The organism is Thioalkalivibrio sp. ALE10 (assembly GCF_000381385.1).
Taxonomy (GTDB): Bacteria; Pseudomonadota; Gammaproteobacteria; order Ectothiorhodospirales; family Ectothiorhodospiraceae; genus Thioalkalivibrio.
On sequence record NZ_KB906456.1, the window covers coordinates 35,156 to 59,963 of the forward strand.

At 67.3% G+C, this 24,808-nt stretch carries 20 protein-coding genes and 3 tRNA genes; 8 read left to right on the top strand and 15 right to left on the bottom strand.

The features are described 5' to 3' along the window. Positions 1–128: 128 nt before the first annotated feature. Complete coding sequence (locus F788_RS0111265) at positions 129–1,562, top strand: Glu/Leu/Phe/Val dehydrogenase (protein WP_019590225.1); 1,434 nt, start codon at positions 129–131, stop codon at positions 1,560–1,562. Here F788_RS0111265 and F788_RS0111270 read toward each other — a convergent pair. Further along, positions 1,555–2,949: a M17 family metallopeptidase gene (locus F788_RS0111270; RefSeq protein WP_019590226.1), complete on the bottom strand. Its 1,395-nt coding sequence runs from the start codon at positions 2,947–2,949 to the stop codon at positions 1,555–1,557. The two genes, F788_RS0111265 and F788_RS0111270, sit on opposite strands and share 8 nt — an antisense overlap. Positions 2,950–3,041: 92 nt before the next feature. Between F788_RS0111270 and F788_RS0111275 the strand changes: the two genes are divergently transcribed. From F788_RS0111275 to mnmD, 4 genes are all read left to right on the top strand, one after another. After that, positions 3,042–4,019, top strand: coding sequence for an ABC transporter ATP-binding protein (locus F788_RS0111275; RefSeq protein ID WP_018869376.1), 978 nt, complete (start codon positions 3,042–3,044; stop codon positions 4,017–4,019). Next, the gene (locus F788_RS0111280) at positions 4,016–4,798 is read left to right on the top strand and encodes an ABC transporter permease (protein WP_018869375.1); all 783 of its coding nucleotides are present in this window, start codon (positions 4,016–4,018) and stop codon (positions 4,796–4,798) included. The genes F788_RS0111275 and F788_RS0111280 overlap by 4 nt, the downstream gene beginning before the upstream one ends. Positions 4,799–4,902: 104 nt before the next feature. Beyond that, positions 4,903–6,432 carry a peptidoglycan DD-metalloendopeptidase family protein gene (locus F788_RS0111285; RefSeq protein ID WP_026332773.1) on the top strand — a complete coding sequence of 510 codons (1,530 nt, stop codon included), beginning with the start codon at positions 4,903–4,905 and terminating at the stop codon, positions 6,430–6,432. Positions 6,433–6,454: 22 nt separating this feature from the next. Next, entirely contained in the window at positions 6,455–8,290 is a 1,836-nt protein-coding gene (gene mnmD / locus F788_RS0111290; protein WP_019590228.1) for a tRNA (5-methylaminomethyl-2-thiouridine)(34)-methyltransferase MnmD, read from the top strand. On the opposite strand, the gene F788_RS0111295 is transcribed toward mnmD, so the two are convergent. From F788_RS0111295 to F788_RS0111310, 4 genes are all read right to left on the bottom strand, one after another. Beyond that, positions 8,287–10,575, bottom strand: coding sequence for a diguanylate cyclase (locus F788_RS0111295; RefSeq protein WP_231372051.1), 2,289 nt, complete (start codon positions 10,573–10,575; stop codon positions 8,287–8,289). The two genes, mnmD and F788_RS0111295, sit on opposite strands and share 4 nt — an antisense overlap. Before the next feature lie 130 nt (positions 10,576–10,705). Continuing rightward, positions 10,706–10,792, bottom strand: a tRNA-Leu gene (locus F788_RS0111300). Between the two features lie 24 nt (positions 10,793–10,816). Further along, positions 10,817–12,793 (bottom strand): M48 family metallopeptidase, encoded by a 1,977-nt coding sequence (locus tag F788_RS0111305; protein WP_019590230.1) that lies wholly within the window; start codon positions 12,791–12,793, stop codon positions 10,817–10,819. A gap of 12 nt (positions 12,794–12,805) precedes the next feature. After that, complete coding sequence (locus tag F788_RS0111310) at positions 12,806–13,390, bottom strand: LemA family protein (RefSeq protein WP_019022023.1); 585 nt, start codon at positions 13,388–13,390, stop codon at positions 12,806–12,808. A gap of 128 nt (positions 13,391–13,518) precedes the next feature. On the opposite strand from F788_RS0111310, the gene F788_RS0111315 reads away from it, so the two are divergent. Both F788_RS0111315 and F788_RS0111320 read left to right on the top strand, forming a co-directional pair. Next, positions 13,519–14,331 carry a motility protein A gene (locus F788_RS0111315; RefSeq protein ID WP_018869369.1) on the top strand — a complete coding sequence of 271 codons (813 nt, stop codon included), beginning with the start codon at positions 13,519–13,521 and terminating at the stop codon, positions 14,329–14,331. A 93-nt stretch (positions 14,332–14,424) separates the two neighbouring features. Beyond that, entirely contained in the window at positions 14,425–15,183 is a 759-nt protein-coding gene (locus F788_RS0111320; RefSeq protein WP_018869368.1) for an OmpA family protein, read from the top strand. An 8-nt stretch (positions 15,184–15,191) separates the two neighbouring features. On the opposite strand, the gene F788_RS0111325 is transcribed toward F788_RS0111320, so the two are convergent. Next, complete coding sequence (locus F788_RS0111325) at positions 15,192–16,379, bottom strand: NAD(P)/FAD-dependent oxidoreductase (RefSeq protein ID WP_019590231.1); 1,188 nt, start codon at positions 16,377–16,379, stop codon at positions 15,192–15,194. Positions 16,380–16,559: 180 nt separating this feature from the next. On the opposite strand from F788_RS0111325, the gene F788_RS0111330 reads away from it, so the two are divergent. Beyond that, positions 16,560–17,084 (top strand): hypothetical protein, encoded by a 525-nt coding sequence (locus tag F788_RS0111330; RefSeq protein ID WP_019022021.1) that lies wholly within the window; start codon positions 16,560–16,562, stop codon positions 17,082–17,084. A gap of 81 nt (positions 17,085–17,165) precedes the next feature. On the opposite strand, the gene F788_RS0111335 is transcribed toward F788_RS0111330, so the two are convergent. The 9 genes from F788_RS0111335 to plsX all read right to left on the bottom strand — a co-directional run bounded on the left by F788_RS0111335 (position 17,166) and on the right by plsX (position 24,781). Beyond that, a complete protein-coding gene (locus F788_RS0111335; RefSeq protein ID WP_019590232.1) occupies positions 17,166–18,785 on the bottom strand; it encodes a methyl-accepting chemotaxis protein in 1,620 nt (539 codons plus the stop codon). A 175-nt stretch (positions 18,786–18,960) separates the two neighbouring features. Beyond that, a tRNA-Cys gene (locus F788_RS0111340) sits at positions 18,961–19,034 on the bottom strand. 78 nt (positions 19,035–19,112) lie between these two features. Further along, positions 19,113–19,188, bottom strand: a tRNA-Gly gene (locus F788_RS0111345). Positions 19,189–19,253: 65 nt separating this feature from the next. Then, positions 19,254–19,805 carry a CDP-diacylglycerol--glycerol-3-phosphate 3-phosphatidyltransferase gene (pgsA, locus tag F788_RS0111350; RefSeq protein ID WP_018869364.1) on the bottom strand — a complete coding sequence of 184 codons (552 nt, stop codon included), beginning with the start codon at positions 19,803–19,805 and terminating at the stop codon, positions 19,254–19,256. Positions 19,806–19,811: 6 nt separating this feature from the next. Next, positions 19,812–21,638 (bottom strand): excinuclease ABC subunit UvrC, encoded by a 1,827-nt coding sequence (gene uvrC, locus F788_RS0111355; RefSeq protein ID WP_019022019.1) that lies wholly within the window; start codon positions 21,636–21,638, stop codon positions 19,812–19,814. A 7-nt stretch (positions 21,639–21,645) separates the two neighbouring features. Next, positions 21,646–22,311 (bottom strand): uracil-DNA glycosylase, encoded by a 666-nt coding sequence (locus F788_RS0111360; protein WP_018869362.1) that lies wholly within the window; start codon positions 22,309–22,311, stop codon positions 21,646–21,648. Continuing rightward, positions 22,304–22,780 (bottom strand): CYTH domain-containing protein, encoded by a 477-nt coding sequence (locus F788_RS0111365; RefSeq protein ID WP_019022017.1) that lies wholly within the window; start codon positions 22,778–22,780, stop codon positions 22,304–22,306. The genes F788_RS0111360 and F788_RS0111365 overlap by 8 nt, the downstream gene beginning before the upstream one ends. 13 nt (positions 22,781–22,793) lie before the next feature. Beyond that, positions 22,794–23,756 carry a beta-ketoacyl-ACP synthase III gene (locus F788_RS0111370; RefSeq protein ID WP_019590233.1) on the bottom strand — a complete coding sequence of 321 codons (963 nt, stop codon included), beginning with the start codon at positions 23,754–23,756 and terminating at the stop codon, positions 22,794–22,796. Continuing rightward, positions 23,753–24,781 carry a phosphate acyltransferase PlsX gene (gene plsX, locus F788_RS0111375; RefSeq protein WP_018869359.1) on the bottom strand — a complete coding sequence of 343 codons (1,029 nt, stop codon included), beginning with the start codon at positions 24,779–24,781 and terminating at the stop codon, positions 23,753–23,755. The genes F788_RS0111370 and plsX overlap by 4 nt, the downstream gene beginning before the upstream one ends. Between the last annotated feature and the right edge of the window lie 27 nt (positions 24,782–24,808).

Sequence of the window (24,808 nt, forward strand, 5' to 3'; positions counted from 1 at the left end):
ACGTGTCAGCCTGACCCGTTGTGTCCGACCGACTCGACCGCCCGCGCCCGAACGCTTCGGCGTCTTTTTGCCTGCATGCGGGCCTGCGCATGTACAATCCGATGCGAATTCAGTCACGGAATCGCCGGATGACGCCTCCTGCAACCCCGCAGACCAACGATTTCCAGCAGAACGTTTCGCGCATGGTGGAACGCGCGATGCGCTACCTCGAGATCCCGGACGGGGCGTGCGAGGCGCTGCAGACCTGCGATTCGGTCATCCAGGTGTCCTTCCCCATCCAGTTCCGGGACCGCGTGGAGGTCTTTCATGGCTGGCGAGCCGTGCATTCGGCGCACCGGCTTCCGGTCAAGGGCGGCATGCGTTTCGCACCCAACATGGACCAGGCCCACGCCGAGGCCCTCGCGGCACTGATGTCCTACAAGTGCGCAATCATCGACATCCCGTTCGGCGGTTCCAAGGGCGGTCTGCGCATCGAACCGCGCCAGTACAATGAATGGGAACTGGAACGCATCACCCGCCGGTTCGCCCACGAACTGATCCAGCGCGACTACATCTCGCCGGCGCAGAACGTCCCGGCCCCGGACGTCGGCACTTCCCAGCGGGAAATGGCCTGGATTGCGGACACCTATCGCCAGCACCGTCCGGACGACATCAACCACGTCGCCGCGGTCACCGGCAAACCGGTGGATCTGGGCGGCATGCGTGGCCGGCTGGAAGCCACCGGCCGCGGCGTGCAGTACGCCCTGCAGGCCTTCTTCCGTTCGAAGGCGGCCGTCGCGGAGGCGGGCCTCGGGGGCGGCCTGAGTCAGCAGCGGGTCATCGTCCAGGGCTTCGGCAACGTAGGCTATCACCTCGCCCATTTCCTGCAGCAGGACGACAACGTCCGCATCGTCGGGATCATCAAGAGCGACGGCGGCATCTACTCCGAGCAAGGTCTGGATGTCGACACGGTACATGACTACATGAACCGCACCGGCACCCTGGAAGGCTACCCGGGCGTGCGTTTCGAACGCGACGGCAACCGCCTGATGGAAGAAGACTGCGACGTGCTGGTCCCGGCCGCGCTGGAAGGCGCCATCCACGAGGAGAACGCGCCACGCATCCGCGCCCGCCTGGTGGTCGAGGCCGCCAACGGCCCCTGCACATTCGAGGGCGACCGCATCCTGCAGCAGCGCGGAATCACGGTGCTGCCCGACGTGTTCGTCAATGCCGGCGGCGTGGTGGTCTCCTATTTCGAATGGGTGCGTAACATCCAGCACATCCGCTTCGGCCGCATGGAGCGCCGCTACGACCAGGCCCAGGGCCAGCACATCGTCAGCGCCATCGAGATGATGACCAACCAGGATGTGCCCGAGTGGCTGCGCGAATCCATCGTGCGCGGTGCCGAGGAGATCGATCTGGTGCGCTCGGGCCTGGACGACACCATGCGCGAGGCCTTCAGCGAGATGCAGGAAGTGCGCGAGGTGGAAAGCAATGGCGAGGTCCTCGACTACCGTACCGCGGCGTACCTGATCGCGCTGCGCAAGATCATCCGCGCCCGTCCCGACCTGAAGGTCATCTGACCCGACCGAAACGGGCCTCCAGCGCCGCGAACACCGCCCGCAGCCCCATCGCCTCGCCACCCTTCGGCCGGCCCGGGCGTGCGCGGGTGTTGAAGGCCATGATGTCGAAATGCAGCCAGGGCGTTTCGGCCGGCACGAAATCCTGCAGGAACAGCGCCGCGGTGATCGCCCCGGCCTGCCCGCCCGAACTGGCGTTAACCACGTCGGCCACATCGCTCTCCAGCATGTGCCGATACGGCGCATGCAACGGCAGCCGCCAGACCGGATCGTCCCACGCGCGCGCCGGCTCGTCCAGGGCGGCCGCCCAGGCGTCGTCGCTGGCGAAGAACGCGGCGATCTCGTGCCCCACGGCCACTCGCGCCGCACCGGTCAGGGTCGCAAAATCCACCACCAGGGCCGGCTCCAGTTCACCCGCACGGTCCAGCAGATCGGCCAGCACCAGGCGGCCCTCGGCATCGGTATTGTCGATTTCCACGGTACGCCCGCTGCGCGTGGTCAGGACATCGCCGGGACGGAAGGAACGCGAGCCCACGGCGTTCTCTACCGCTCCGACCAGGACCGTCAGGCGCACTGCAAGCCCGGCCCGCATGATCAGGCCGGCCAGCCCCAGCGCCGTGGCCGCACCGCCCATGTCCTTCTTCATCTGCCGCATGGCACTGTCGGGCTTGATGTTCAGACCGCCCGAATCGAAACAGACTCCCTTGCCCACCAGTACCACCGGCGGGGCATCCTCCGGCCCCCAGGTCAGCTCGATCACCCGCGGGTGGTGTTCACTGGCGCGCCCCACGGCATGGATGCACGGCCAGTCCCGGGCCACCTCGTCGGGATCCGCCACCACCCTGGCGGTTCCGCCGTGACGTTCGGCCAGACCCTCGGCCTCCGCCGCCAGTTCGTCCGGCATCAGATCGGCCGGGGCCGTATTGATCAGATCCCGGGTGTGGCCGACCGCCGCCACCATGGACGTGACACGCTCCCGATCCACCCTGTCCGGCCAGATCAGCCGCACCGGCGTGTCGTCGGTCGGTGGCTCGCTGCGATACCGGCGAAAGCGATACCTGCCCAGCCCCCAGCCGACCGCCGCCCGTTCGATGGCCTCCGCTGTCAGGCCCGCCTCATGCAGGCGATAATCTCCCCCCGGCAGGGACTCCGCCGCCGCAGCCAGCATCCACAGGGGCTGGCCCACGTCGTAGCCGACCAGGGCCGCTTCCAGCTCGCCCTGGTCCCCGGCGATCTGCAGGATACCCCCGGCCTCGCCGGTAAAGCCGGTCGCTTGCGCCCAGCGCGCATAGCATGCGGGCCGCCCCTCCAGCGCGGCATGCAGCGACTCCGGCGTCACGGGTATCAGTTCAACGGCGGCGGACGACTCATCAACAAAAACGGATTCCACTGGGGGCTTCCTCATCTGCACAGCAAAGCCCCCATAATAACGCCACCTGCGGCCGGGACGCCCGGCCCCCACCGACCGACAGGGAACGTGCCATGACGCCAGCACTGGAAATCCGCGGGCTGCGCAAGACCTACAACAACGGCTTCGAAGCCCTCAAGGGAATCGACCTCGAGGTCTCCCCCGGCAGCTTTTTCGCCCTGCTCGGGCCCAATGGCGCCGGCAAGTCGACCACCATCGGCATCATCACCTCGCTGGTGAACAAGACGGCCGGGGAAGTCCGGGTGTTCGGCCACGACCTCGATCGGGATCCCCGGGGCGTCAAGCGCTCGATCGGCCTGGTCCCGCAGGAGTTCAATTTCAACCAGTTCGAACCGGTGGGCGAGATCGTCGTCAACCAGGCCGGCTACTACGGCATTCCCCGCCGCGAGGCCTGGGACCGCGCCGGCCACTATCTCAACGAACTGGGCCTGTGGGACAAGCGCGAGAACATGGCCCGCATGCTCTCCGGCGGCATGAAACGCCGCCTGATGATCGCCCGCGCCCTGGTGCACGAACCGCGGCTGCTGATCCTCGACGAACCCACCGCCGGGGTCGACATCGAGTTGCGGCGCTCCATGTGGGACTTCCTGCAGAAGATCAACGATGACGGCCGCAGCATCATCCTGACCACCCACTATCTCGAGGAAGCCGAATCGCTCTGCCGCAACATCGCGATCATCGACGACGGCCGCATCATCGAGAACACCACGATGAAGCAGCTCCTGGCCAAGCTCGAGACCGAGACCATGGTGCTGGACCTGGTGGAACCCCCGCTGGCGGTACCGGAGGGCGGCCCGATCCCGCTGCGACGCATCGACGAGCTGACCCTGGAGGCCGACATACACTCCAACCAGAACCTGAATGATCTCTTCCAGATTCTTGATAATCAGGGGATCCGGGTCCAGAGCATGCGGAACAAGGCGAATCGACTGGAAGAGCTCTTTGTCCGCATGACCCAGAACGAGACCACCCGCAGCCCGCTGACACCCGGCGGCGACGGAGCCACCGAGCAGCAGGAGGGCCAGGCATGACCCGCGCGGATCTCCGGTTGTGGGGCACCGCCCTGCGCACCATCGCAATCAAGGAAATACTGCGCTTTGCCAGAATCTGGGTGCAGACCGTCCTGCCCCCGGTCGTCACCACCGCGCTGTACTTCATCATCTTTGGCGGCCTGATCGGCGACCGCATCGGCGAAATGGAAGGCTTTCGCTACATGGACTTCATCGTTCCCGGGCTGATCATGCTGGCGGTAATCACCAACAGCTATTCCAACGTCGTATCATCATTCTTCGGTTCAAAGTTTCAGCGTCATATCGAGGAACTACTGGTCTCGCCGATCCCCAACAGCGTCATCATCCTGGGGTTCATATTCGGCGGGGTCGCACGCGGGCTCACCGTGGGCGTGGCCGTTCTGATCGTCTCGCTGTTCTTTTCGCCCCTGAGCGTGCACAACCCGATCGTGATGCTGCTGGTCGTCCTTTTGACTTCCATCCTGTTCGCACTGGCCGGACTGATCAATGGAGTATTCGCACGAACTTTCGACGATATCGCACTGATTCCAACGTTTGTTCTGACCCCGCTGACTTACCTCGGAGGCGTTTTCTATTCCATCAGCCTGCTGCCCGATTTCTGGCAGGGCGCGTCCATGTTGAACCCGATCTTTTACATGGTGGATGCCTTTCGTTACGGGAGCCTTGGAACCAGTGACTTTCCAGTGATCGCATCCTTTGCCATCATCGCGTTGTTCATCATTGTGCTCTATGGTCTGGCACTGTGGCTTCTGAATCGAGGAACGGGCATCCGCTCATGAAGACCTTCAAGCGACGGCACGGCGAGAATCGGCGCATCCGCGGGGGTGGTTCACATCGCGGCCAAACGTGGTATAAAACGGCATCACCCAACGGAACCATGTTCATGAACGGTCAGCGCAGGATCACGTCTTCGGTCATCGTGGGAACCGCCGGCCTCGCCCTCGCTGTGGGTTCCGGCCTGGTCCTCGCCTCCAAGCCACAGGAAACGGAACAGCCCCTGCAGATCGCGCCCCTCTCTAGCGCTGATCCCGAATCGGCGGACAACGGCTCCGGCGCCCGCGGCACGGAGATCCGTGCTGACTGGAGCCGGGCCTCGGTGGCCGAACCGGTGCCCGCGGTGGGCGGCTCGGTCCCGCCGGGCGACACTCACACGGTGGCATTCGCATTCGATCCCGACCAGGATGTCGGAGAGCCGCCGACGGCCAGCGAGCCGACGACCGGGGCCACGTCGTACGAAACCTTTGACCTGGACGACGACGAGCCCTCCGCAACGGCCGAACTCGGCCACTCCGACTGGAATTCGCACACCCTGGATCGCAACGAGCGCCTCTCCGGGCTGTGGGAACAGGAGTGGGATCTGCCGCTGGCCACGCTTTATCGCCTGCTGGACGACGACGAAAATGCCGACATCCTGAACCGCGTCCGGCCGGGCCAGGAGATCGAGTGGCAGGTAGACGACGAAGGCTACCTGACCCGCATGCGGCTGTGGACCGACAGCGCCTCGGGCTACGAATGGGTACGGGAGGAGGATGGCTGGGACTTTGACCGTCATGAGGTCGAGAATGCCCGCGAGACCTCGCACCTGATCATCAGCGCGGAGATCGACGGCTCGATCTCCGCGGCCCTGTCCCGCCAGACCGAACTCTCCTCGCGGGCGGCAGCGGCGATCGCCGTGCTGATGGATCGCCACTTGCCGGTGCGCCTGAACGCACGCGCCGGCGATGAATTCACCCTGCTGGTGGAGCAGGAAACCGTCGTCGGCGAGGACACGCCGCAGAATCTGCGACTGCTGGCGTTCGAATACAACGGCGAGCGGATACAGGAGGAAGCCGCGCGCAACGTCAACGGGCGCTTCTATCGCCCGGATGGCGAAAGCCTGCTGCCGCCGTTCGACCGCCGTCCCTTCTTCGGCAACTACCGCATCAGCTCGGGCTTCGATCCGCAGCGACGGCATCCGGTCACCGGCCGGGTCGCGCCGCACCACGGTACGGACTTCGCCATGCCGGTGGGGACCCCCATTAAGGCACCGGCGGATGGTCGGGTCACGCGCGTCGAGCACGACCGGTATGCCGGTCGCTTCATCGTGATCGAACACGGACAGGGCTACTCCACGCGCTATCTCCATCTGGACCGTGCCCTGGTCAGCCCGGGGGATGATGTCGAGCGGGGGGATCGCATCGCCCTGTCGGGCAACACCGGACGCAGTACCGGTCCGCACCTGCACTACGAGGTGCACGTGAAGGGGCGGCCGAAGGATCCGATGCGGGTAGCGTTGCCCGAAAGCGACTCGCTGGAAGGCGAAGACCTCGAGCAGTTCCGCGAGATTGGCAAAGTCCTGTTCGCGCAGCTGGAGAACGGGCAGCGCGGCGAACAGGTCGCTCTGCGGCCGTTCAGCGAACTCGCCGCGCAGTAAGAACCGGCCCGCCGCCCCGCCGTTGCCCGAAGCACTGGCCTTTGCGCGTCTCGAATGGAGGGATGGACAGCCCGTCTCTCCCGAGTTCGGCGACGGTTATTTCGGCTCGGACGCCCCGCTCGAGGAAGCGCACGAAGTCTTTCTTGAGGCCAACGACCTGCCCCGGCGCTTCGCCCGCCCCGGTACCCGGATGACCATCGCCGAGACCGGCTTCGGCACCGGACTCAACACCCTCCTGACGCTTCGCGAGTGGCGCGCCCGGGCCCCGGACGACGGCTTCCTGTCGCTGATCGGCTTCGAATCGCGGCCGCTGCATCCCGACGACCTCGCCCGCGCCCATCGGCAGCTGGGCCTTGACGGCCCGGACGCCGAACGCCTGCGCGACGGGTATCCCCCACCGGTCAGCGGCCTTCACCGGATCCATTTCCCTCGGGCACGCGCGGTGCTGACCCTGGTCTTCGGCGACGCGGCGATCACCCTCCCGCAGCTGAATGCCGCGGTGGATGCCTGGTATCTGGACGGATTCGCACCCCGCCGCAATCCGGGCCTGTGGAATATCGGTGTCTTCCGGCAGATGGCCCGTATATCCCTGCCCGGCACCACCTTCGGCACCTACGCCGCGGCCGGTCAGGTGCGCCGCGACCTGGAGGCGGCCGGCTTCGTGGTCCGGCGCAAACCCGGGCACGGACGCAAGCGTGAACGCCTGTGCGGCCATTTCCATGACCCGGCTCCCCCCGCCCTGCCCGAGACTCGCGAACGTCCGCGACGCGTAGCGGTCATCGGGGCGGGCATTGCCGGACTGTCGGCCGCCCTGGCCCTGCAGGACCGCGGCTGCCACATCACCCTGTTCGATCCCGCGGGACCGGGCGGCGGGGCATCCGGCAACCCGGCGGCGGTGCTGCTGCCTCACCTGCTCCCCGATGACCCGGGGCTCAATGCCCTGGCGCTCACCGGCATGCGCCACACCCATGCCCTGATCGAACGCGCCGCCGAGGGCCTGGAAGAGGGCCGATCGACGCTCCTGCTGGGTGACAGCGTCGCCTTCCACGGCATCTCCGCGCACGCACGCAAGCGCGTACAGCGACTTCGCGCGCGCGATCCGGCGGAGAGCGGCTACCTTTTCGACCCGGCCGCCACCGCCCCCGCCGGCACTCCCGGGCCGATGCTGGAATACCCCGGCGGGCGGGCGGTGGACATGGGGGCCCTGTGCCGCGGACTGGCCGCCGCACTGCCCGCGGTGGAGCGCACCGGGGTCAGCGCGATCGAGCCGCACGCCACCGAAGTCCGGGTGACGTTCGACGGCGACCACCCCGCGCGGGGCTTCGACGCGGTCGTGATCGCCACTGCCGGCGCGCCCCTGTGCCCGGAACAGGCGCGCCTCGGGACCGTGGGAGGCCAGATGACCCGGGTGCAGCACCCCCTCCCCGGCCCCGATTTCCGCGTGCGCACCGGTCAGGGCTACTGGATTCGACGGGACACGGATGATCACTGGATCGGCGCCACCTACCGCCACGACGGGCTCCCGGCGGATCCGGCAGCGCCCCCCGAACCGACCGCCGAAGACGACCGCCACAACCTGGAGCATCTGGCCTGGGTTCCGGGCATGCCCGCCCCCGAGGATGCGCGGATCACGCAGCGCTGGACCGGCATGCGCGCCGTCTTTCGCGACCGCCTTCCGCTGGCGGGCGCTTCGTGCATGGACCGCCGGGGCCGGGTCATGCTCACCCTCGGGCACGGTTCACGAGGCCTGCTCTATGCACCGATCAGCGGGGAGCTGGTAGCCGACCGCCTGCTGGACCTGCCGGAACCGCTGGAGCAGAACGTGGCCCGACGCCTGTCGCCGCAACGCGTCGCCTAGTCCGCCCAGGCCACCGCATTGCGGCCCTGTCCCTTGACGCGGTACATCGCCTGGTCGGCCGCCGCGATCAGGTCGGCCAGGGTCTCCCCGTGTTCCGGATAGAACGCCACGCCGATACTCGCGGTCACCACCACCGCAATACGCTCCCCGTCGTCCAGGGTCAGCTCCCAATGGGTATCGAAGACGCTGCGGATCCGCTCGATCAGCGGATGCACCTCGTCGCGAGAAGTCAGCGTCCCGGTCAGCACCAGGAATTCGTCACCGCCCAGCCGGACCAGCAGATCCTCGGCACGCAGGTGCGCCGCCAGATCCGCGGACATGCGGCGCAGCAGCTGATCACCGACGGCATGGCCGTGTTCGTCGTTCACCGGCTTGAAGCGATCCAGGTCGATGAACACCATGGCCAGCTGCCCCCCGTCGCGGCGGGCTCGGGACGTCATGCGGGGAAACGCCCGTTCCATCGCCGCGCGGTTCGCAGCCGCCGTCAAAGGGTCCTGCCAGGCCAGGGTGTGCAGACGCTCCTCGAGCTTGCGCCGCGCAGTCACGTCCAGCGCATGCCAGACGACCGCGGCACGTCCCTCGAAATGCGCGGCAATGGGGCGCACGCGGGCCTCGAACCAGCGCTGCCCGTTTTCGCAGCCATCCCCGGCGAGTTCCGGCTCCGACCGTCGCGCCGGATGCAGCACACCGGGATCGAGGAGGTATTCGGTCTCCTGCAGGGCCCCCTCGTCCAGCGCCCGCCGCACGACTGCCAGGAACTGGCGGGCCACCGCCTCGGGCAGGAACTCCTCGATGCCGTGCCCCACGATCGACCCCGCCCGCCTCCGCCCCGACGCGTCCGCCTCCTTCGCCCCCCGACTATCCCCAAAGGCCCGGTAGATCATCCCGTCCTCCCCCAGCACCAGGGCATGACCGGGCATGGCTTCGAACAGCGCCTCCTGAAGGTCGCGGGCCTGGGCGAGCGCCTCGAACAGCATCCGGTTGTCGTGCACGTCCACCAGGATCAGCAGCATGGCCCGATCCTGCTCCCACGGGATCGGCACCCAGCGCAGCAGATGAAAGCGCCAGTGGCCGTCCGCCATGCGCACGCGCACCTGGCGCCCGGCCGGATCCGGATCTTCCCTGGAAAATACCAGCCCGTTGGGCAGCAACGGGATATCGTCCGGATGGAACAGTTCGAGGTCTTTCACGGGGGTGCCGTCGACCGGGGATTGTCCGGTCGTGCGGCGAAACGCGGGGTTGGTCCAGAGGACCCGGGTATCCCGGACCACCAGAGTGGCGTCCTCCAGGTTGGCGACCAGCGTATGGTACTGGCTCAGCAGGCGCGCGCGATCGCGCACATGCCCGCTCACGCGCCAGGTCAGTCCGCCCAGTGCAAGGGTGCCAAGGATCCCGAAGGCCCACCAGGCCGGCGGCCTGGAGGTCGGCATGGCCTCGGGCACCGGGCGCGCCAGCAGGACCCATTCGCCACCGGCAAAGCTGACCGTCTTGCGCCACTCCGCCGGCCCTTCGGCAATCCCGTCCGGATCATGGAACACCTCGCCGCGGTGCCCGGTCCCGTCTCGCCCCTGCAGCGCAAACTTGAGCGCGCCGGGAGTGCGGCCGAACCCCGCGCGCGCCAGTACCCGTTCGAAATCCACCGCCACACTGGCCATGGTAAATCCGGGATCCGTTTGCCGGGCCTCTTCCAGCGGGTCGCCCGTTTCTTCCAGACCGACAGGACTGCGGACCAGGAGGCCGGTCCCGCCCTGTGCCAGCTCCCAGGGCCCGGCGACGACGGTCTCTCCGGTTTCCATGACCCGACGGAAGGACGCCGCCTGCTCCGGATGGCTGGCCACGTCGAGACCCAGGGCATCCACATTGCCCTCGCGCGGGTAGACAAAATCGATGCGGGATCCCGCCAGTAACGTGAGCGAGCGAATGACTTCCGGGTCCCGACGGTACAGCCGGTCGGCCATGCGCTCGAACTCGTCGCCATCCAGGTGCGGGCGTGCCTCGACATAGGCGGAGAGACCAACGGTGGCGTGCACCAGGCTGTTGATCACGCTTTCCAGGCGCGTACGCTTGCTGGCCACCTCGCTCGCCAGGTTCGCCTGATGCCGCTCGGCCAGCTGATGCTCCCAGGCACGGTCGGCCAGCAGAAACATCCCGGCGAAGATCAGCATCGCGAGCAGCCCCGACACCACCGACGTGGCGGCAAAACCGCCCGTCCGACCTTGTGCTGTCCCGTCCGTCCCGGCGGTCGGGGCCTCTCCTGCGGCGCTGTCGCCCGGTATCCCGCGCATGTCCGCCCCCTCGATCCGAACCCCTCACCCCCACTATGCCCATTCCCCCGGGGCCGCGTAATCCCCGGAGGATGAAAATGGTCATGGGAGGCTGAGAAAGCTCGTCCGCGACAGGCGGAAAAGACGACAATGGTGGGGACGGCCGGACTCGAACCGGCACGGCCTTGCGGCCGGCAGATTTTAAGTCTGCTGCGTCTACCTGTTTCGCCACGCCCCCGCAGACGCGGCGGATGATACCGCGTCAATCGGCGGAGGGCATTCCTTCCTCACCGGCGGCGAATTCCGCCAGCGGCAGTGGGACGTGTATCGACGCCGCCATGGCCCGCAGCAGTTCCACTTCGGCGGTCCGTACCTGGCCCCCGTGCGTCACCGTCGTCAGCATGGCCCGCACCAGCCGCTCCTTGTCCGCCATGCGCAGCGCATCGAGGGTATCCAGTACCTGGTCGAGGACTCCCGCCCATGCCCGGCTCCCCTCGGATTCGGTCCAGGCTTCGGGGAAATCCACCGCCGCCGGCGCCTGTCCCTCGATGCGCTCGATCCCCGCCGTCAGTGCGGCGCGTCCGGCGTCCGGGTCCCCGGGGTGGCCATGACGCGCGAGCACGGCCAGCAGGAACCGGGCCTCTTCGTGGTGCCGATCGAGTCGCCCATGTCCACCGGCACCGTCGTCACCAGGCTTTCCGGCATCCATCAGATGCCGGTTGAGCAGACGCCCCAGGGCATATTCGAATGCCGAAACCCGGCCATCCGCATGGATCAGGCGTTCCACCAGTTCCTGCAGCTGCTCGCGTTCCTCGCGCGGGTGCCGGCGCAACACCGGGAAGGCCATTTCCAGCAGCGGAATCCGCAGGTCGTCGCGCAGTTGCGGCACCATCTCGAGCAGCTGGCCGACCCTGCGCTCGCTGTCGCCGCCGCGTTTCTCCGCGACCATCAGGCGCTGTTGCTCGCGCACTTCGGGGTCGGCATTCATCAGGAGATACAGGATCACCTCGGCCGCCCAGCCATCGCTGTGGGCGGCCTGTTCCAGCGGCCCCGGCATCGAGGCCATCAGAATCCCGGCACCCAGTATCTGCGCCAGCCCGGGATCGGCAATGCCGTCCACCAGGCGGTCGGCATCCAGGGGCAGCCCCCCGGGGCCCCGCTGGTCTTCCTTTTCCTGCTGCTCGGCGGCTGCCTCGGCCGCGGCCTGCTCGGCCTCGGCTACTTCACGCATGCGCCGGGCGACCTCCTCCAGCTCGGACGGATCGAAACCCGGTTCGATCGCTCGGATCCGCTCCTCCAGCGGCGGGTGCGTCGCGAACATGCGCCCGAGCCCCCCGCTGGCGAAGAGCATGTGCCCCACTTCTTCGGAGTCCGCATCGAGGCGGGCATGACGTGCGCCGATCTTCTTCAGGGCCCCGGCGATGCCGTCCGGCTGCCGGGTGAACTGCACGGCCGAGGCGTCCGCCAGATACTCGCGCTGGCGTGAAACCGAGGCCCGGATCCAGCGGCCGAAGAACAGGCCGATATAGCCCACCACCAGCAGTGCCAGCCCCGCGGCCATCAGGCCGGCGGCATTGCGGCTGTCACGCGAGAAACGCATGGCGATCAGCACGCGCTGCCCCACCAGCGCGAGCACCAGGATCCCGTACAGGATTCCGATCAGACGAATGTTCAGGCGCATGTCGCCATTGAGGATGTGTCCGAATTCATGGGCCACGACGCCCTGGAGCTCGTTGCGGTTGAGGGTTTCCAGGGCTCCCCGGGTCACCGCGATGGCCGCGTCACCCGGCGCATGCCCCGCGGCAAAGGCATTGATGCCGCTTTCTTCCTCCAGCACGTAGATCTCCGGTACCGGCACCCCGGAGGCGATCGCGATTTCCTCGACCACGTTGACCAGGCGTCGGCGCAGCGGATCCCGGGTGTCCGGCTCGACCCGCGTGCCACCCAGCTCCCGGGCGACCTGGCCACCCCCGCCCCGCAGTGACGAGGCCCGATAAAGGCTCGCGCCACCGATCAGGACGATCGTGAACAGGGTCACCCAGAACAGGAGATCGAGATTGTTCCGGACCAGCTTGTCCAGCTGCAGGGGCTCGCCCGGCTGTGCCGATGGATCGTGGCCCAGAAACAGCAGGGCGATCGCGTTCATCGCCACCACGATGGCCAGGACGGCCAGGGAAAACAGGACCAGCAGGACCCGGGTGCGGCGATGCGCCCGGTCCTGGTGTTCGAAAAAGTTCATGGTCGGGCTCGCTTACTGGAAGTTGACCTCGACCGCCTCCCGGCGCTGCGGATCCTCGATCTCCAGCAGCTCGGCGCGACGGAAACCGAAGTTGTTCGCGATCAGGCTGTTGGGGAACATCTCGCGCAGGATGTTGTAACTCATCACCGCGTCGTTGAATGCCTGCCGCGCGTAGGCGATGCGGTTCTCGGTGCTGCTGAGCTCCTCGGAGAGCTGCATCATGTTTTCGTTCGCCTTGAGGTCGGGATAGGCCTCGGACAGTGCGAACAGACGCCCGAGCGCGCCGGACAGACCCTGTTCGGACTGCGACAGCTCGCGCATGGCCTCGGGGTTGGACGGATCGGCCGCCGCCTTCTGCAGGCTGCTCTGGGCCTGATTGCGGGCCTCGATCACCGCTTCCAGGGTGTCCTTTTCGTGGGCCATGTAGCGATCCGCGACCTTCACCAGATTGGGGATCAGGTCATACCGGCGGTTGAGCTGCACATCGATCTGCGCGAACGCGTTCTGATAGCGATTGCGCGACGTCACCAGGCGGTTGTACGTCCACACCCCCCAGATCACCAGGAGGATCACGATCCCGAGCAGGACCCATTCCATGTCGCTTCTCCCATGCTTGTAACGAGGTCTTGGCAGTGTACGCGTTACGCCGCCCACTCGCGAGCGCGACGCGCGGACGCGGGACGTTTATCCTTGGCGGACACACACTCACTCCGGCGGCGGCTCTCATGAATCTTTCGTCCCTGCTGGGCATGATCGGCGGCGTCGTGCTGTTCGTCAGCATCATCGCCTTCACCAGCCAGGATCTGCTGGTGTTCCTCAACCTTCCCGGCCTCGGCATCGTGCTCGGAGGTACCCTGGCAGCCACCCTGCTCAGCTACCCCCTGCACGAGCTGGTACGGGTGTTCCGTCTCGCGGCCACGGTCATCCGTGACGAACGCTACGACGTCACCCAGGACATGGAGGAGATCGTCGAGGTCTCGCGCCTGTGGTTCGCGCAGAACCTGGCCCGGGTGCAGGAACGCCTGGAGACCCTGCGCAACCCGTTCCTGAAGACCGGGGTGCAGCTGGTGATCGACGACACCCCGATGGAAGACGTGTCCGACCTGCTGCACTGGCGCCTGGCCCGCCTGCGCGCCCGCGAACTCGCCGAGGCCCAGGTCTATCGCACCATGGCCACCTACGCCCCGGCCTTCGGCATGCTGGGGACCCTCCTGGGCCTGATCAACCTGCTGCTGACCACCGACACCGACGACTTCGCGGTGATCGCGGTGAACCTCGGCATTGCCCTGATCACCACCTTCTACGGCATTCTGCTGGCCAACCTGGTGTTCCGGCCGATCGCCATCAAGCTGGAACGGCGCACCGAGGAACGGGTGGTGGTCATGACCATGGTGCTGGAGGGCATCATGCTGATGCGCAAGGGCCGCACCCCCGGCTACATCCGCGAGACCCTGCGTTCGTTCGCCGAGAACCACCACGATGAAATCCGGCAGGCACCGTCCGTCGCGGAAGACGAAGCGGAGAGCGGCGGACGCTGAACCATGGCCACCCACGGCGAGCCGCAATCGACCCCGTCTGACCGGGGATCCACTCGCGAGGGAGACCACGTCCTCCCGCGCGAGACGCTCGCAGTGGAGACCGGACGCAGCGGGGAAAGCCTGCGCGAGGACGAACACGCCTGGATCCTGACCTACCTCGACGTCCTGACCCTGGTGATCGTGGTCTTCGTGATCATGCTGACCTTCGCCGAACCGCGGGACGAAAGCATCCGTGCCGCCGATGACGACCCGGTGGAGCTGGTCTATCGCGACCTCTCCAACCTGGTCGATCCGCGCCTGTTCCGGCTGTCACCCGAGGCCCCGGAAGTGCCGCCCGGACCGGTCGAAGACCCGCCGCTGGCCGCCGATCCGCCCTCGCCCGTGGCGACCCCGGCGGACGACCCGCCACCGGAGGCCGACCCCGAGGCGGTGCGTGACATGCGCGACCGCGCGCCGGAGGGCGTCGAGGTCATCGAACAGCCCGGCAGCATCGAGCTGCGGATCCAGGACGACATCCTGTTCGCCACCGCGCAGGCCGACCTGGCCGCCGACGGGCAGGCGTTGCTGGACGACCTCCTTCCGCTGCTGGAAGAACATGAGGGTCGCGTGACCATCGAGGGCCATACGGACAACGTGCCCATTGCGACCCCGCGCTTCCCGTCGAACTGGGAACTCTCCTCGGCGCGCGCCAGCGGTGTGGTGCGTTATCTCGTCGACCGCGGCATCGACCCCGGCATCCTGCAGGCGGTCGGCCACGCGGACACCCGCCCGGTGGCCGACAACGACACCCCGGAAGGGCGTGCGGAGAACCGCCGCGTATCCATCGTGCTCGAAACCCCCGCCGACTCCTGAGGCCCGGATCAGGCGACCTCGCCGGCAGCGTGACCGGAGGCCCAGGCCCACTGGAAATTGTGCCCCCCGAGATGCCCGGTGACATCCACCACCTCGCCGATGAAATAGAGCCCCGGGTATCCCTTTGCCTCGCAGGTGCGCGACGACAGGGCGCGGGTGTCCACGCCCCCGGCCATGACCTCCGCACGGGCATAGCCCTCGGTCCCCGACGGCGTGAACACCCAGGGCTGAAAACGACCGGCCAGCGCGGCCAGCTCGGCGTCGGAGAAACGCTCCAGCGGCCGCTCCGCCACCTCCGGATCCAGCCAGTGCCGGGCGACCCGCCGGGTGAGCCATTCGCCCAGCACCCGACGCAGCTGGCGCTTCGGCGTCTCTTCGCGCGCTGCGCGCAGCCCCTGTTCCAGGGACTCCCCGGGGAAGAAATCCACCGTCACCGATTGCCCCGGCTGCCAGTACGAGGAAACCTGCAGGATCGCCGGACCGCTCACGCCCCGGTGGGTGAACAGCACATTCTCGCGAAAGCCCGCATCGCCCGCCTCCGCCACCGCGTCCAGCGCAATGCCGGACAGCGCCTCGACCGCCGCGCGTGCGTCACCGTCCAGGGTCAGTGGCACCAGCGCGGGCCGCGTGGGCTCCAGCGGGATATCCAGACGTTGCGCCAGGTCCATGCCGAAGCCCGTGGCGCCCATCCGCGGGATCGGATAGCCGCCGGTCGCGATCACCAGGGATTCGGCCTCGATGACCGCGGACGGCGTGCGCAGGCGCCACGGCGCCTGATCGGATACAACCTCCACGGGCGTGGACGTCCGCAGGGTCACCCCGGCCGTGGCGCATTCGTCCAGCAGCATGCGCACGATATCCTTCGACGAATGGTCGCAGAACAGCTGACCGAGCTTCTTTTCGTGATACGGGATCCCGTGCGCCGCCACCAGGGCCACGAAATCCCAGGGCGTGTAGCGCGCCAGGGCCGATTTCACGAAGTGCGGATTCGCGGACAGGAAGTTCTCCGGCCCGCAATCCATGTTGGTGAAGTTGCAGCGGCCGCCCCCGGACATCAGGATCTTCTTGCCGGCCCGCTCCGCGTGATCCAGAAGGACCACGCGACGCCCGCGCGCTCCCGCCACCGCCGCGCACATCATGCCCGCGGCCCCGGCCCCGATCACCGCGACATCGAAGATTTCCGTCGATTCATTCATGGGGCGGGATTCTACCGGAGCCGCACGCGGGTGACCGGCACGCTGCCCCTTGATTGTTCTATACTGGAAATGGAGCACGTAGCAGGCGCCCGGCTGTATCCATGCGCCCGACCGGGCACCGACCCGGGCCCGGCCTCCCCGCATGGACCGGCCGACGGCCAACCTCGACAGGAGCGACCCATGATCAACGGGATCGGACCCAATCCGGCCGCGACGGCCAGCCAGGCGGCGGCCGTGAATGCCAGCCAGAACCAGGACCAGAACCGCGCCCCGGGGGCCCAGCAGCCGGGCTCGGCCCAGGCGAACCAGTCCACGCCCGGGGCACAACAGGCCCAGCCGGGGCAGGCCGCGGCGATCGGTGCCAACCAGGGCGGAGCCGGCCCGTCGGCTCAGGCCGCCGACAACCCCTCGGCCGCGCGTGGCATCGCTCAGGCCAGCGGCGCCCAGGAAACGAACGCCGCGGGCGGGGCCACGGCCGCCGGTGCCATCAACGGGCCCGAGGGCGGTAACGCCGTCAGCGCCACCGACGAGGCAAGCAGCGTCGACGGTGCTTCCGACAACGGTGACGCCCGATCCGCCGAACTCGCTGCCCGCGAAGAGGAGCAGGCGGCCGAGAACAACCTGGCCGCCACCCTGATGCCCGACGGAACCATGGACAACCGCGGCATCAACACCGCGGGTTCCACTCTGGACATCCAGGTCTGACCTCCCGGCCCAGCTGATCGCGCCCGCCCTGCCGCGGCGGGCCGCCCGCATCACCCTCCACCACCGGACGGGTGACAAACCTCATACGCGGAAGCGCCGGGTCATCTCCTGCAGCTCGCGCGCCAGGCGCATCAGTTCCGCTGCCGAATCACTGGCCTGGCTCGCCCCCTCGGCGTTCTGCTCGGCCTCCTCGGTCACCGTGGTGACATTGCGGTTGATGGTCTCGGCGACCTGGCTCTGCTGCTCGGCCGCGCTGGCGATCTGGTCAATCATCTCGGTGATCGACTGCACCGCCTCGCGGATGTCATCCAGCGCCGAACCGGCCTCGCCGGCCTGATCCACGGTCGCGCGTGCCCGTTCCTCGCCGGCCTGCATCACCTCCACGGCATTGCGCGTGCCCCCCTGCAGGGTCTCGACCGTGCGCCGGATCTCCTCCGTGGATTCATGCGTACGCGACGCGAGGGCCCGTACTTCGTCGGCCACCACCGCGAACCCACGTCCCGCCTCTCCGGCACGCGCGGCCTCGATCGCGGCGTTCAGCGCCAGCAGATTGGTCTGTTCGGCGATCTCCTGGATCACCTGCAGTACCTTGCCGATGCTCTCCGAATCCTGCTCGACCCGCTGGATTGCCTCCGCGGCGCGATGCACCTCGGAGGCCAGCTGCTCGATCCCGGTTACGGTCCGCTGCACGACCTCCTGGCCACTGCGCGTGGATTCCAGCGAGCGGTGCGCCGCCTCGGTCGCCGATTGCGAGTTGCGGGCCACGTCCTGGGCCGTGGCGCTCATCTCGTTCATCGACGTGGCCACCTGCTCGATCTCCCGACGCTGACGATCCCCGCCTTCGCGCGTGCGGTCGGACACGTTCGAGACCTCTTCGGCCGCCGAAGTGAGCTGCCCGCTGGAACCGACCACTGCGCCGATCAGGGAGCGGAACTGTTCCATCACGTCGTTGAACGCCCGGGCCGCACGCCCGACCTCGTCATCGCCGTGCACGTCCAGCCGCCGGGTCAGATCGCCCCCGCCCCCGGCGATGTCACGCAGCCCTTCCGTCATCTCGGCGAGGGGGCGCGTAACGAAACGGCGGATGAACAGAAAGATCGCACCCAGCAGCGGCAGGCTGACCAGGATCGCGAAGCCGAACAGCTGGATCCCGAAATTCGTCGCCCCCTCGTGCACCTCGGTCATGTCGAGACGCATGGACGTGGCCCCGATCACCTCATCTTCTTCCGCGGCCCCGTGACACGCCATGCAGTTGCGTCCCAGGTATTCGCGATGATTGCGGATCGGATTCACCACGCGCAGCTGGTCGCGCTCGCGATCAACCTCGACAAAGGGTTCTCCGGTATCCAGGACCTCGCGCTCGACCGCATCACGGGGTTCGCTGTCGGCCGTCCCTTCGCCCCACTGCTCGGTGACCGACGCGGCGCGGATCGCGCGCAGGTCGCGAACATCGCCCATTTCCTGGATCTGATCCATGAATTCGTGGCGCGAATCCATGGTGCCGGTAATCATCAGGGTCGTCAGTCCGGCCCAGGTCATCTCGTGCAGACTGCCGGCAAAATGCCCAGCCTGCTCCTGGGCGGTGTCACGCTGCTCCAGCACCGCCCATCCGATCATGCCGGACCAGACGAAGACCAGGGTCAGCCAGATGACGCCGAGCAGCCTCAGCCAGATGGGAAGGTCGTACAGGCGACGCAGCATGCAGTTACCCCGAGGTCATGGATTGCGGGCGCCCGGATTCACCGGCGCCTCCATCCGGGTTTTCGGCCGTTCGGCCCCAACCTTGAATGCCCGAAGGGAGCGCCGACCCCCCCGGCAGGCACCCCACAAACGAAAAGGCCCGCCAGCATAAAGCCGGCGGGCCTGCAATCGAAGATGGAGGCTGGGCCCGGAATCGAACCGAGGTACGCGGATTTGCAGTCCGCTGCATCACCACTCTGCCACCCAGCCGGGGCAAGGCTTGTTCGACGGTCTTGGATGCCGCCGAAACAGAAAGCCCCGGCGGTGCCGGGGCTTCGGGAAATCGTTTGGAGCGGGAAACGAGATTCGAACTCGCGACCCCAACCTTGGCAAGGTTGTGCTCTACCAGCTGAGCTATTCCCGCCCGTCGACAAATGCGTATTCTACAGACAGCGCCGGCTTCGTCAACACCGGATCCGAAAAATTCGTTCAGGCGTCCCGGGCCGCGGCCAGCATGTACTGCACCATGGACACCAGCGTCAGCACCGCCGCCAGATACAGCAGCCATTCCCCGATCAGGAACAGCGACAGTCCCGCCACCGGCTCGGCCCACAGCAGCAGAAAGATGGCCACCATCTGCGCACTGGTCTTGAACTTGCCGATCCAGGAAACCGCCACCTTCGCGCTAGTCCCGACTTCGGCCATCCATTCCCGCAGTGCCGAGATCGCGATCTCGCGACCGATGATCACGATCGCGGCCAGCGCCAGCCCCACACCGGGGTTGTGGTCCACCACAAGCACCAGCGCGGCAGCGACGATCAGCTTGTCCGCCACCGGATCGAGAAAGGCGCCGAAGCGGCTGGTCACCGACCAGCGCCGGGCCAGATAACCGTCCAGCCAGTCGGTCACCGCGGCCAGCGCAAAGATGATGGCCGCCACGATCCCCGCCGCCGGCATCGGCAGCGCATAGAAGGCCCCGATCATCAGCGGGATCATCACGATACGCGACCAGGTCAGCCAGGTGGGGAGTCGTGGAAACATGTCGGATCAGGCCTCGTGGAACTGGTCGTAGATCGCCTGCGCCAGGCGACGATTGATGCCGGGCACCTTGGCCAGCTCGTCGACCCCCGCGCGGGAGACCCCGCGCAGCCCGCCAAAGTGCTTGAGCAACGCAGTGCGACGCTTGGGCCCCAGACCGCGAACCGACTCCAGGGTGGACTCCTTGCGCGCCTTCGCCCGCCGCGCCCGATGACCGCTGATCGCGAAACGATGGGCCTCGTCACGGATCTGCTGAATCAGGTGCAGTGCACTCGAATGGGGCGGCAGTATAGAAGGCGCCTCCACCCCGCTCAACACCAGGGTTTCCATGCCGGGCCGGCGTTCTTCGCCCTTGGCCACCCCGACCACCCGGATGTGATCCAGCCCCAGATCGGCCAGCACGTTCAGCGCCTGGGTCACCTGCCCCTTGCCCCCGTCGATGAACAGGATGTCCGGTTCCCGGCCCTCGCCCTTTTTCAGGCGCGCGAAGCGACGGCTCAGCGCCTGGTGCATCGCGGCATAGTCATCGCCCGGCTCGATCCCTTCAATGTTGAAGCGCCGGTAATCGGACTTGATCGGCCCTTCCGGCCCGAACACCACGCAGGATGCCACGGTGCCCTCGCCGCGGGTGTGCGAGATGTCGAAGCATTCCATGCGCCGCGGCGGCGCCTCCAGTTCCAGCTCTGCGGTGAGCGCATCCAGGCGCGCGGTCTGCCCGGCCTGACTGGCCAGCCGGGTCTTCAGGGCCTGCTCGGCATTGCGCTGCGCCATGTCGACCCAGCGGGCGCGTTCGCCCCGCAGCGACCACGCCAGCCGCACGCGTGCCCCGCGGCGTTCGCCGAGCAGGGTTTCGAGGGCCTCGGCCCCCTCGGGTTCATGCGACAGCAGCACCTGGGGCGGGGGCTCGCGTTCGGCATAGTACTGCGCCAGCACGGCCGCCATGATCTCGTCGTGATCAGCCGCCTCCGGCACGTCCGGGAACAGCTCGCTGTTGCCCAGGTTCTGGCCATTGCGTACGAAGAACACCTCCACCGCGAAACTCCCGCCCGACTGCGCCAGGGCGATCACATCGGCATTGCCCTCGCCGCCGGCGACAAACTGCTGCTGCGAGATCTCGCGCAGCCGGCCGATCTGATCGCGCAGGCGCGCCGCCTTCTCGAACTCGAGTGCGGCCGAGGCGGACTCCATGCGTTCCATCAGATCACCGATCACCGCCTCGCTGTCACCCTCCAGGAAACGCACGCTGGCCTCGACGTCGCGGGCATACTCCTCCGGTGAAATATAGTCCACGCAGGGGGCGGTACAGCGACCGATCTGGTACTGCAGGCACGGCCGACTGCGATGCGCGAACACGCTGTCCTCGCACTGGCGCACCTGAAACAGCTTCTGCAGCAGTGCGAGACTTTCGCGCACCGCCCCGGCCGATGGATAGGGCCCGAAATAGCGCACGCCCTTTTTCTTCGCCCCGCGATGAAACCCCAGACGCGGATACTCGTGGCCGGAAACAAAGATATAGGGATAGCTCTTGTCATCGCGCAGCAGCACGTTGTAGCGCGGCCGGTGCTGCTTGATGAGATTGGCCTCCAGCAGCAGCGCCTCGGATTCGGTGTGCGTTACCGCGATGCGGATGTCCGCGATCTGCCGCACCATCGAACGGATGCGCGGACCGCGGTCATCCCCGCCGCGGAAATAGCTGGTGACGCGGCTGCGGAGGTTGCGGGCCTTGCCCACATAGAGCACCTTCCCGTCCACGTCCAGCATCTGGTACACGCCGGGCGAACGGGTCAGGTTCTCGAGGAAGGGTTCGGGGTCGAAACCGGTCTCTGGCGCGCTCATGGCGCTGTCAGGATACCTGTTCACGGATGCGGGCGAACAGCGTCCGGAACATCGCCGGGGTCAGGCGCCCGGTCTGGGTGTTGTAGCGCGAGCAGTGATAGGAGTCCACCAGCACGATGTCGTCATCCAGCCGGTGCTCCGCGGCGTGGGCAAACGGGTGCCGGGCAAGTGCCAGCCCGCGCGTGCGCAGCACCGCATCGTGGGCGACCTTGCCCAGCGCCAGGATCACGCGCGGACGAACCCCGGCGATCTCCGCCGCCAGGTAGCCGTTGCATTCGCGGATCTCGGCGGTGGTCGGACGGTTCTGCGGTGGCAGGCATTTCACCGCATTGGTGATGCGGCAGTCGAGCAGCATCAGGCCGTCATCGGCCCGTTCGCTCTCGGGCGCGCTGGCAAAACCGTATTCGTGCAGGGTGGCGTACAGCAGGATGCCGGCATAATCGCCGGTGAACGGCCGCCCCGTCGCGTTGGCGCCGTGCATTCCGGGGGCGAGGCCGACGATCAGCAGGCTTGCATCGGCCGGTCCGAACGACGGCACCGGAGCCGCATGGTAGCCGGGGTGCTCCGCACGCACCTCGTCGAGGAACTGTGCCAGGCGGGAACAGCGTCGACAGTCGGGGGCGAACCCCCCGGGCGGTTCCGGGGATGGCGCCCCCTCCGCCGGGTTACTCACCCCGCTCCCACTCGCTGTAGGGGTGGCGCGCCAGTTCGGTGTTGTAATAGCGCGGATCGTGCGAGACCTCGTCGCCGAGCCAGTCCGGGCGCGGGAATTCGGCGTCCGCATCGTCGAGTTCCAGCTCGGCGACGATCAGCCCCGCATTCGCGCCGTGGAATTCGTCCACCTCGAACACCCAGCCATGGTGATCGACCCAGTGGCGGGTCTTCTCCACCTGCGCTCCGGCAAGGGTATCCAGCATTGTGTGTGCTTCGGCTTCCGGGACCGGATACTGGTATTCGTCGCGCTCCACGCCCAGGGTCGCGCTCTTGATGTTGAGATTGGCGGCCCCCGACTCCACCCGAACGCGGATGGACGCCCGGTCGTTGCCGCAGAGGTAGCCCTGGCGCATGTAACAGGAACGGTGCGCCTGCTCGCGCCAGCCGTCCCCTGCCAGCAGGAACTTGCGTTCGATTTCGCGTCCCATGTCGGTGTTTCCCTTACATGCGGATCAGGGCCGAGCCCCAGGTGAAGCCGCCGCCGAAGGCCTCGGTCAGGATCAGGTCCCCGCGCCTGATGCGTCCGTCGCGTACCGCCGTGTCCAGCGCCAGCGGCACCGAGGCCGCCGAGGTGTTTCCGTGTCGATCCACGGTGACCACCACGTCATCCATGGACATGTTCAGTTTCTTCGCGGTGGCCTGGATGATCCGGATGTTGGCCTGATGCGGGACCAGCCAGTCCAGTTCCGACTTGTCGATCCCGTTGTGCTCCAGGGTCTCGTCGACGATCTGATCGAGGGTATTGACCGCCACGCGGAACACCGCCCGGCCCTCCATGCGGATAAAGTCCAGATCGGGGTTGTCACCGGGCTGCGAGATGCCCCCCGGGACTTCCAGCAGGGAGCGGTGCTGGCCGTCGGCATGCAGGTGGGTGGAGATGATGCCGGGATCCGTGGACCGCGAGAGCACCACCGCGCCGGCACCATCGCCCCACAGGATGCAGTTCGAGCGGTCGGTGTAATCGGTGATGCGCGACAGCGTCTCGGCCCCCACCACCAGCACGTGCCGTGGCCCGCCATTGCGCATGAAACGGTCGGCGGTCGCCAGGGCGTACACGAAGCCGCTGCACACCGCCTGGATATCGAACGCCGGGCAGCCACCGATGCCCAGCTTGGCCTGCAGGATACAGGCGGTGCTGGGGAAGATCTGGTCGGGCGTCGTGGTCGCCACCAGGATCAGGTCCAGGTCGGAGGCCTTCAGGCCGGCGGCATCCAGAGCACGCTGCGACGCCTGCAGCGCCAGATCCGAGGTCAGCTCCTCTTCCGCGGCGATGTGCCGCTCGCGGATGCCCGTGCGCTCGCGGATCCAGGCGTCGGAGGTCTCGACCATGGATTCCAGTTCCTCGTTGGTGAGGATGCGCTCGGGGAGGTAGCTCCCGGTTCCGGCAATACGGGCGTGGTTCACTCCGGCGTCTCCTGCCGCAGCAGCCGCTCCAGCTGCTTGTCGATGCGGGTCGCGATATTGGCCTCGGCCTCGATCCGCGCAATGCGGATGGCATTGGCGAAGGCCAGCGAATCCGCGCTCCCATGACTCTTGATGACGATGCCCTGCAGCCCCAGCAGCGAGGCGCCGTTATAGCGCCGGTGATCGAACCGCTGGCGCAGTCGGCGCAGCACCGGCAGGGCCATCAACCCGGCCAGACGCGAGTACAGCGAGCTGCGGAACTCGGCCTTCATGTTGCTGGTGATCATTTTCGCCACGCCTTCGCTGGTCTTCAGCGCGACGTTGCCGACGAAGCCGTCGCAGACCACCACGTCGACGTCACCGCAGTAGACATCATTGCCCTCGACAAAACCGACGTAGTTCAGTGAGGATTCCTCGAGCATGCGCCCGGCTTCGCGCACGCGGTCGTTGCCCTTGATCGCCTCCGAGCCGATGTTCAGCAGACCGACCCGCGGGCTGTCCAGGCCGTCCACGGCCTTCGCCAGCACCGAGCCCATCACCGCGAACTGATACAGGTGCTCGGCCTCGACATCGACGTTGGCGCCCAGATCCAGCATGTGGGTATGGGCGTTCATCGACGGCAGGGCGGTGGCGATCGCCGGCCGGTCAATCCCGGGCAGGGTCTTGAGCACGTAACGCGCGGTGGCCATCAGTCCACCGGTGTTGCCGGCGCTCACGCAGGCCTGGGCCTCGCCCTTGCGCACCTGGTCGATGGCGACCCGCATGGAAGAATCACGCTTCGTCCGCAGGGCGACGGCCGGCAGTTCTTCCATGCCGACCACCTGGGACGCGTGGACGATCTCCACCCGATCGCGCTCGGACGCGTTCCAGTCCTCCAGTTCCGGCTCGATGACCTCCCGGTCACCGACCAGCTGAAGCCGAAAATCGCCCTGCCCCTTGAGGGCCCGTCGCGCTGCCGGAAGCACCACGGACACGCCGTGATCGCCGCCCATCACGTCCAGGGCGATGGTGTAGCTGCTGCTCATGCCGAGTACCGTTGTGGCTGCCGGAAC

Coding starts and splice junctions, on each gene's coding strand:
- F788_RS0111295 (WP_231372051.1), bottom strand. CDS start 10,575: ATGCGCGGGATACCGGGCGACAGCGCCGCAGGAGAGGCCCCGACCGCC.
- F788_RS0111280 (WP_018869375.1), top strand. CDS start 4,016: ATGACCCGCGCGGATCTCCGGTTGTGGGGCACCGCCCTGCGCACCATC.
- F788_RS0111335 (WP_019590232.1), bottom strand. CDS start 18,785: ATGCTGCGTCGCCTGTACGACCTTCCCATCTGGCTGAGGCTGCTCGGC.
- F788_RS0111315 (WP_018869369.1), top strand. CDS start 13,519: ATGAATCTTTCGTCCCTGCTGGGCATGATCGGCGGCGTCGTGCTGTTC.
- uvrC (WP_019022019.1), bottom strand. CDS start 21,638: ATGAGCGCGCCAGAGACCGGTTTCGACCCCGAACCCTTCCTCGAGAAC.
- F788_RS0111285 (WP_026332773.1), top strand. CDS start 4,903: ATGAACGGTCAGCGCAGGATCACGTCTTCGGTCATCGTGGGAACCGCC.
- plsX (WP_018869359.1), bottom strand. CDS start 24,781: ATGAGCAGCAGCTACACCATCGCCCTGGACGTGATGGGCGGCGATCAC.
- F788_RS0111305 (WP_019590230.1), bottom strand. CDS start 12,793: ATGAACTTTTTCGAACACCAGGACCGGGCGCATCGCCGCACCCGGGTC.
- F788_RS0111365 (WP_019022017.1), bottom strand. CDS start 22,780: ATGGGACGCGAAATCGAACGCAAGTTCCTGCTGGCAGGGGACGGCTGG.
- F788_RS0111275 (WP_018869376.1), top strand. CDS start 3,042: ATGACGCCAGCACTGGAAATCCGCGGGCTGCGCAAGACCTACAACAAC.
- F788_RS0111325 (WP_019590231.1), bottom strand. CDS start 16,379: ATGAATGAATCGACGGAAATCTTCGATGTCGCGGTGATCGGGGCCGGG.
- F788_RS0111330 (WP_019022021.1), top strand. CDS start 16,560: ATGATCAACGGGATCGGACCCAATCCGGCCGCGACGGCCAGCCAGGCG.
- F788_RS0111310 (WP_019022023.1), bottom strand. CDS start 13,390: ATGGAATGGGTCCTGCTCGGGATCGTGATCCTCCTGGTGATCTGGGGG.
- F788_RS0111265 (WP_019590225.1), top strand. CDS start 129: ATGACGCCTCCTGCAACCCCGCAGACCAACGATTTCCAGCAGAACGTT.
- pgsA (WP_018869364.1), bottom strand. CDS start 19,805: ATGTTTCCACGACTCCCCACCTGGCTGACCTGGTCGCGTATCGTGATG.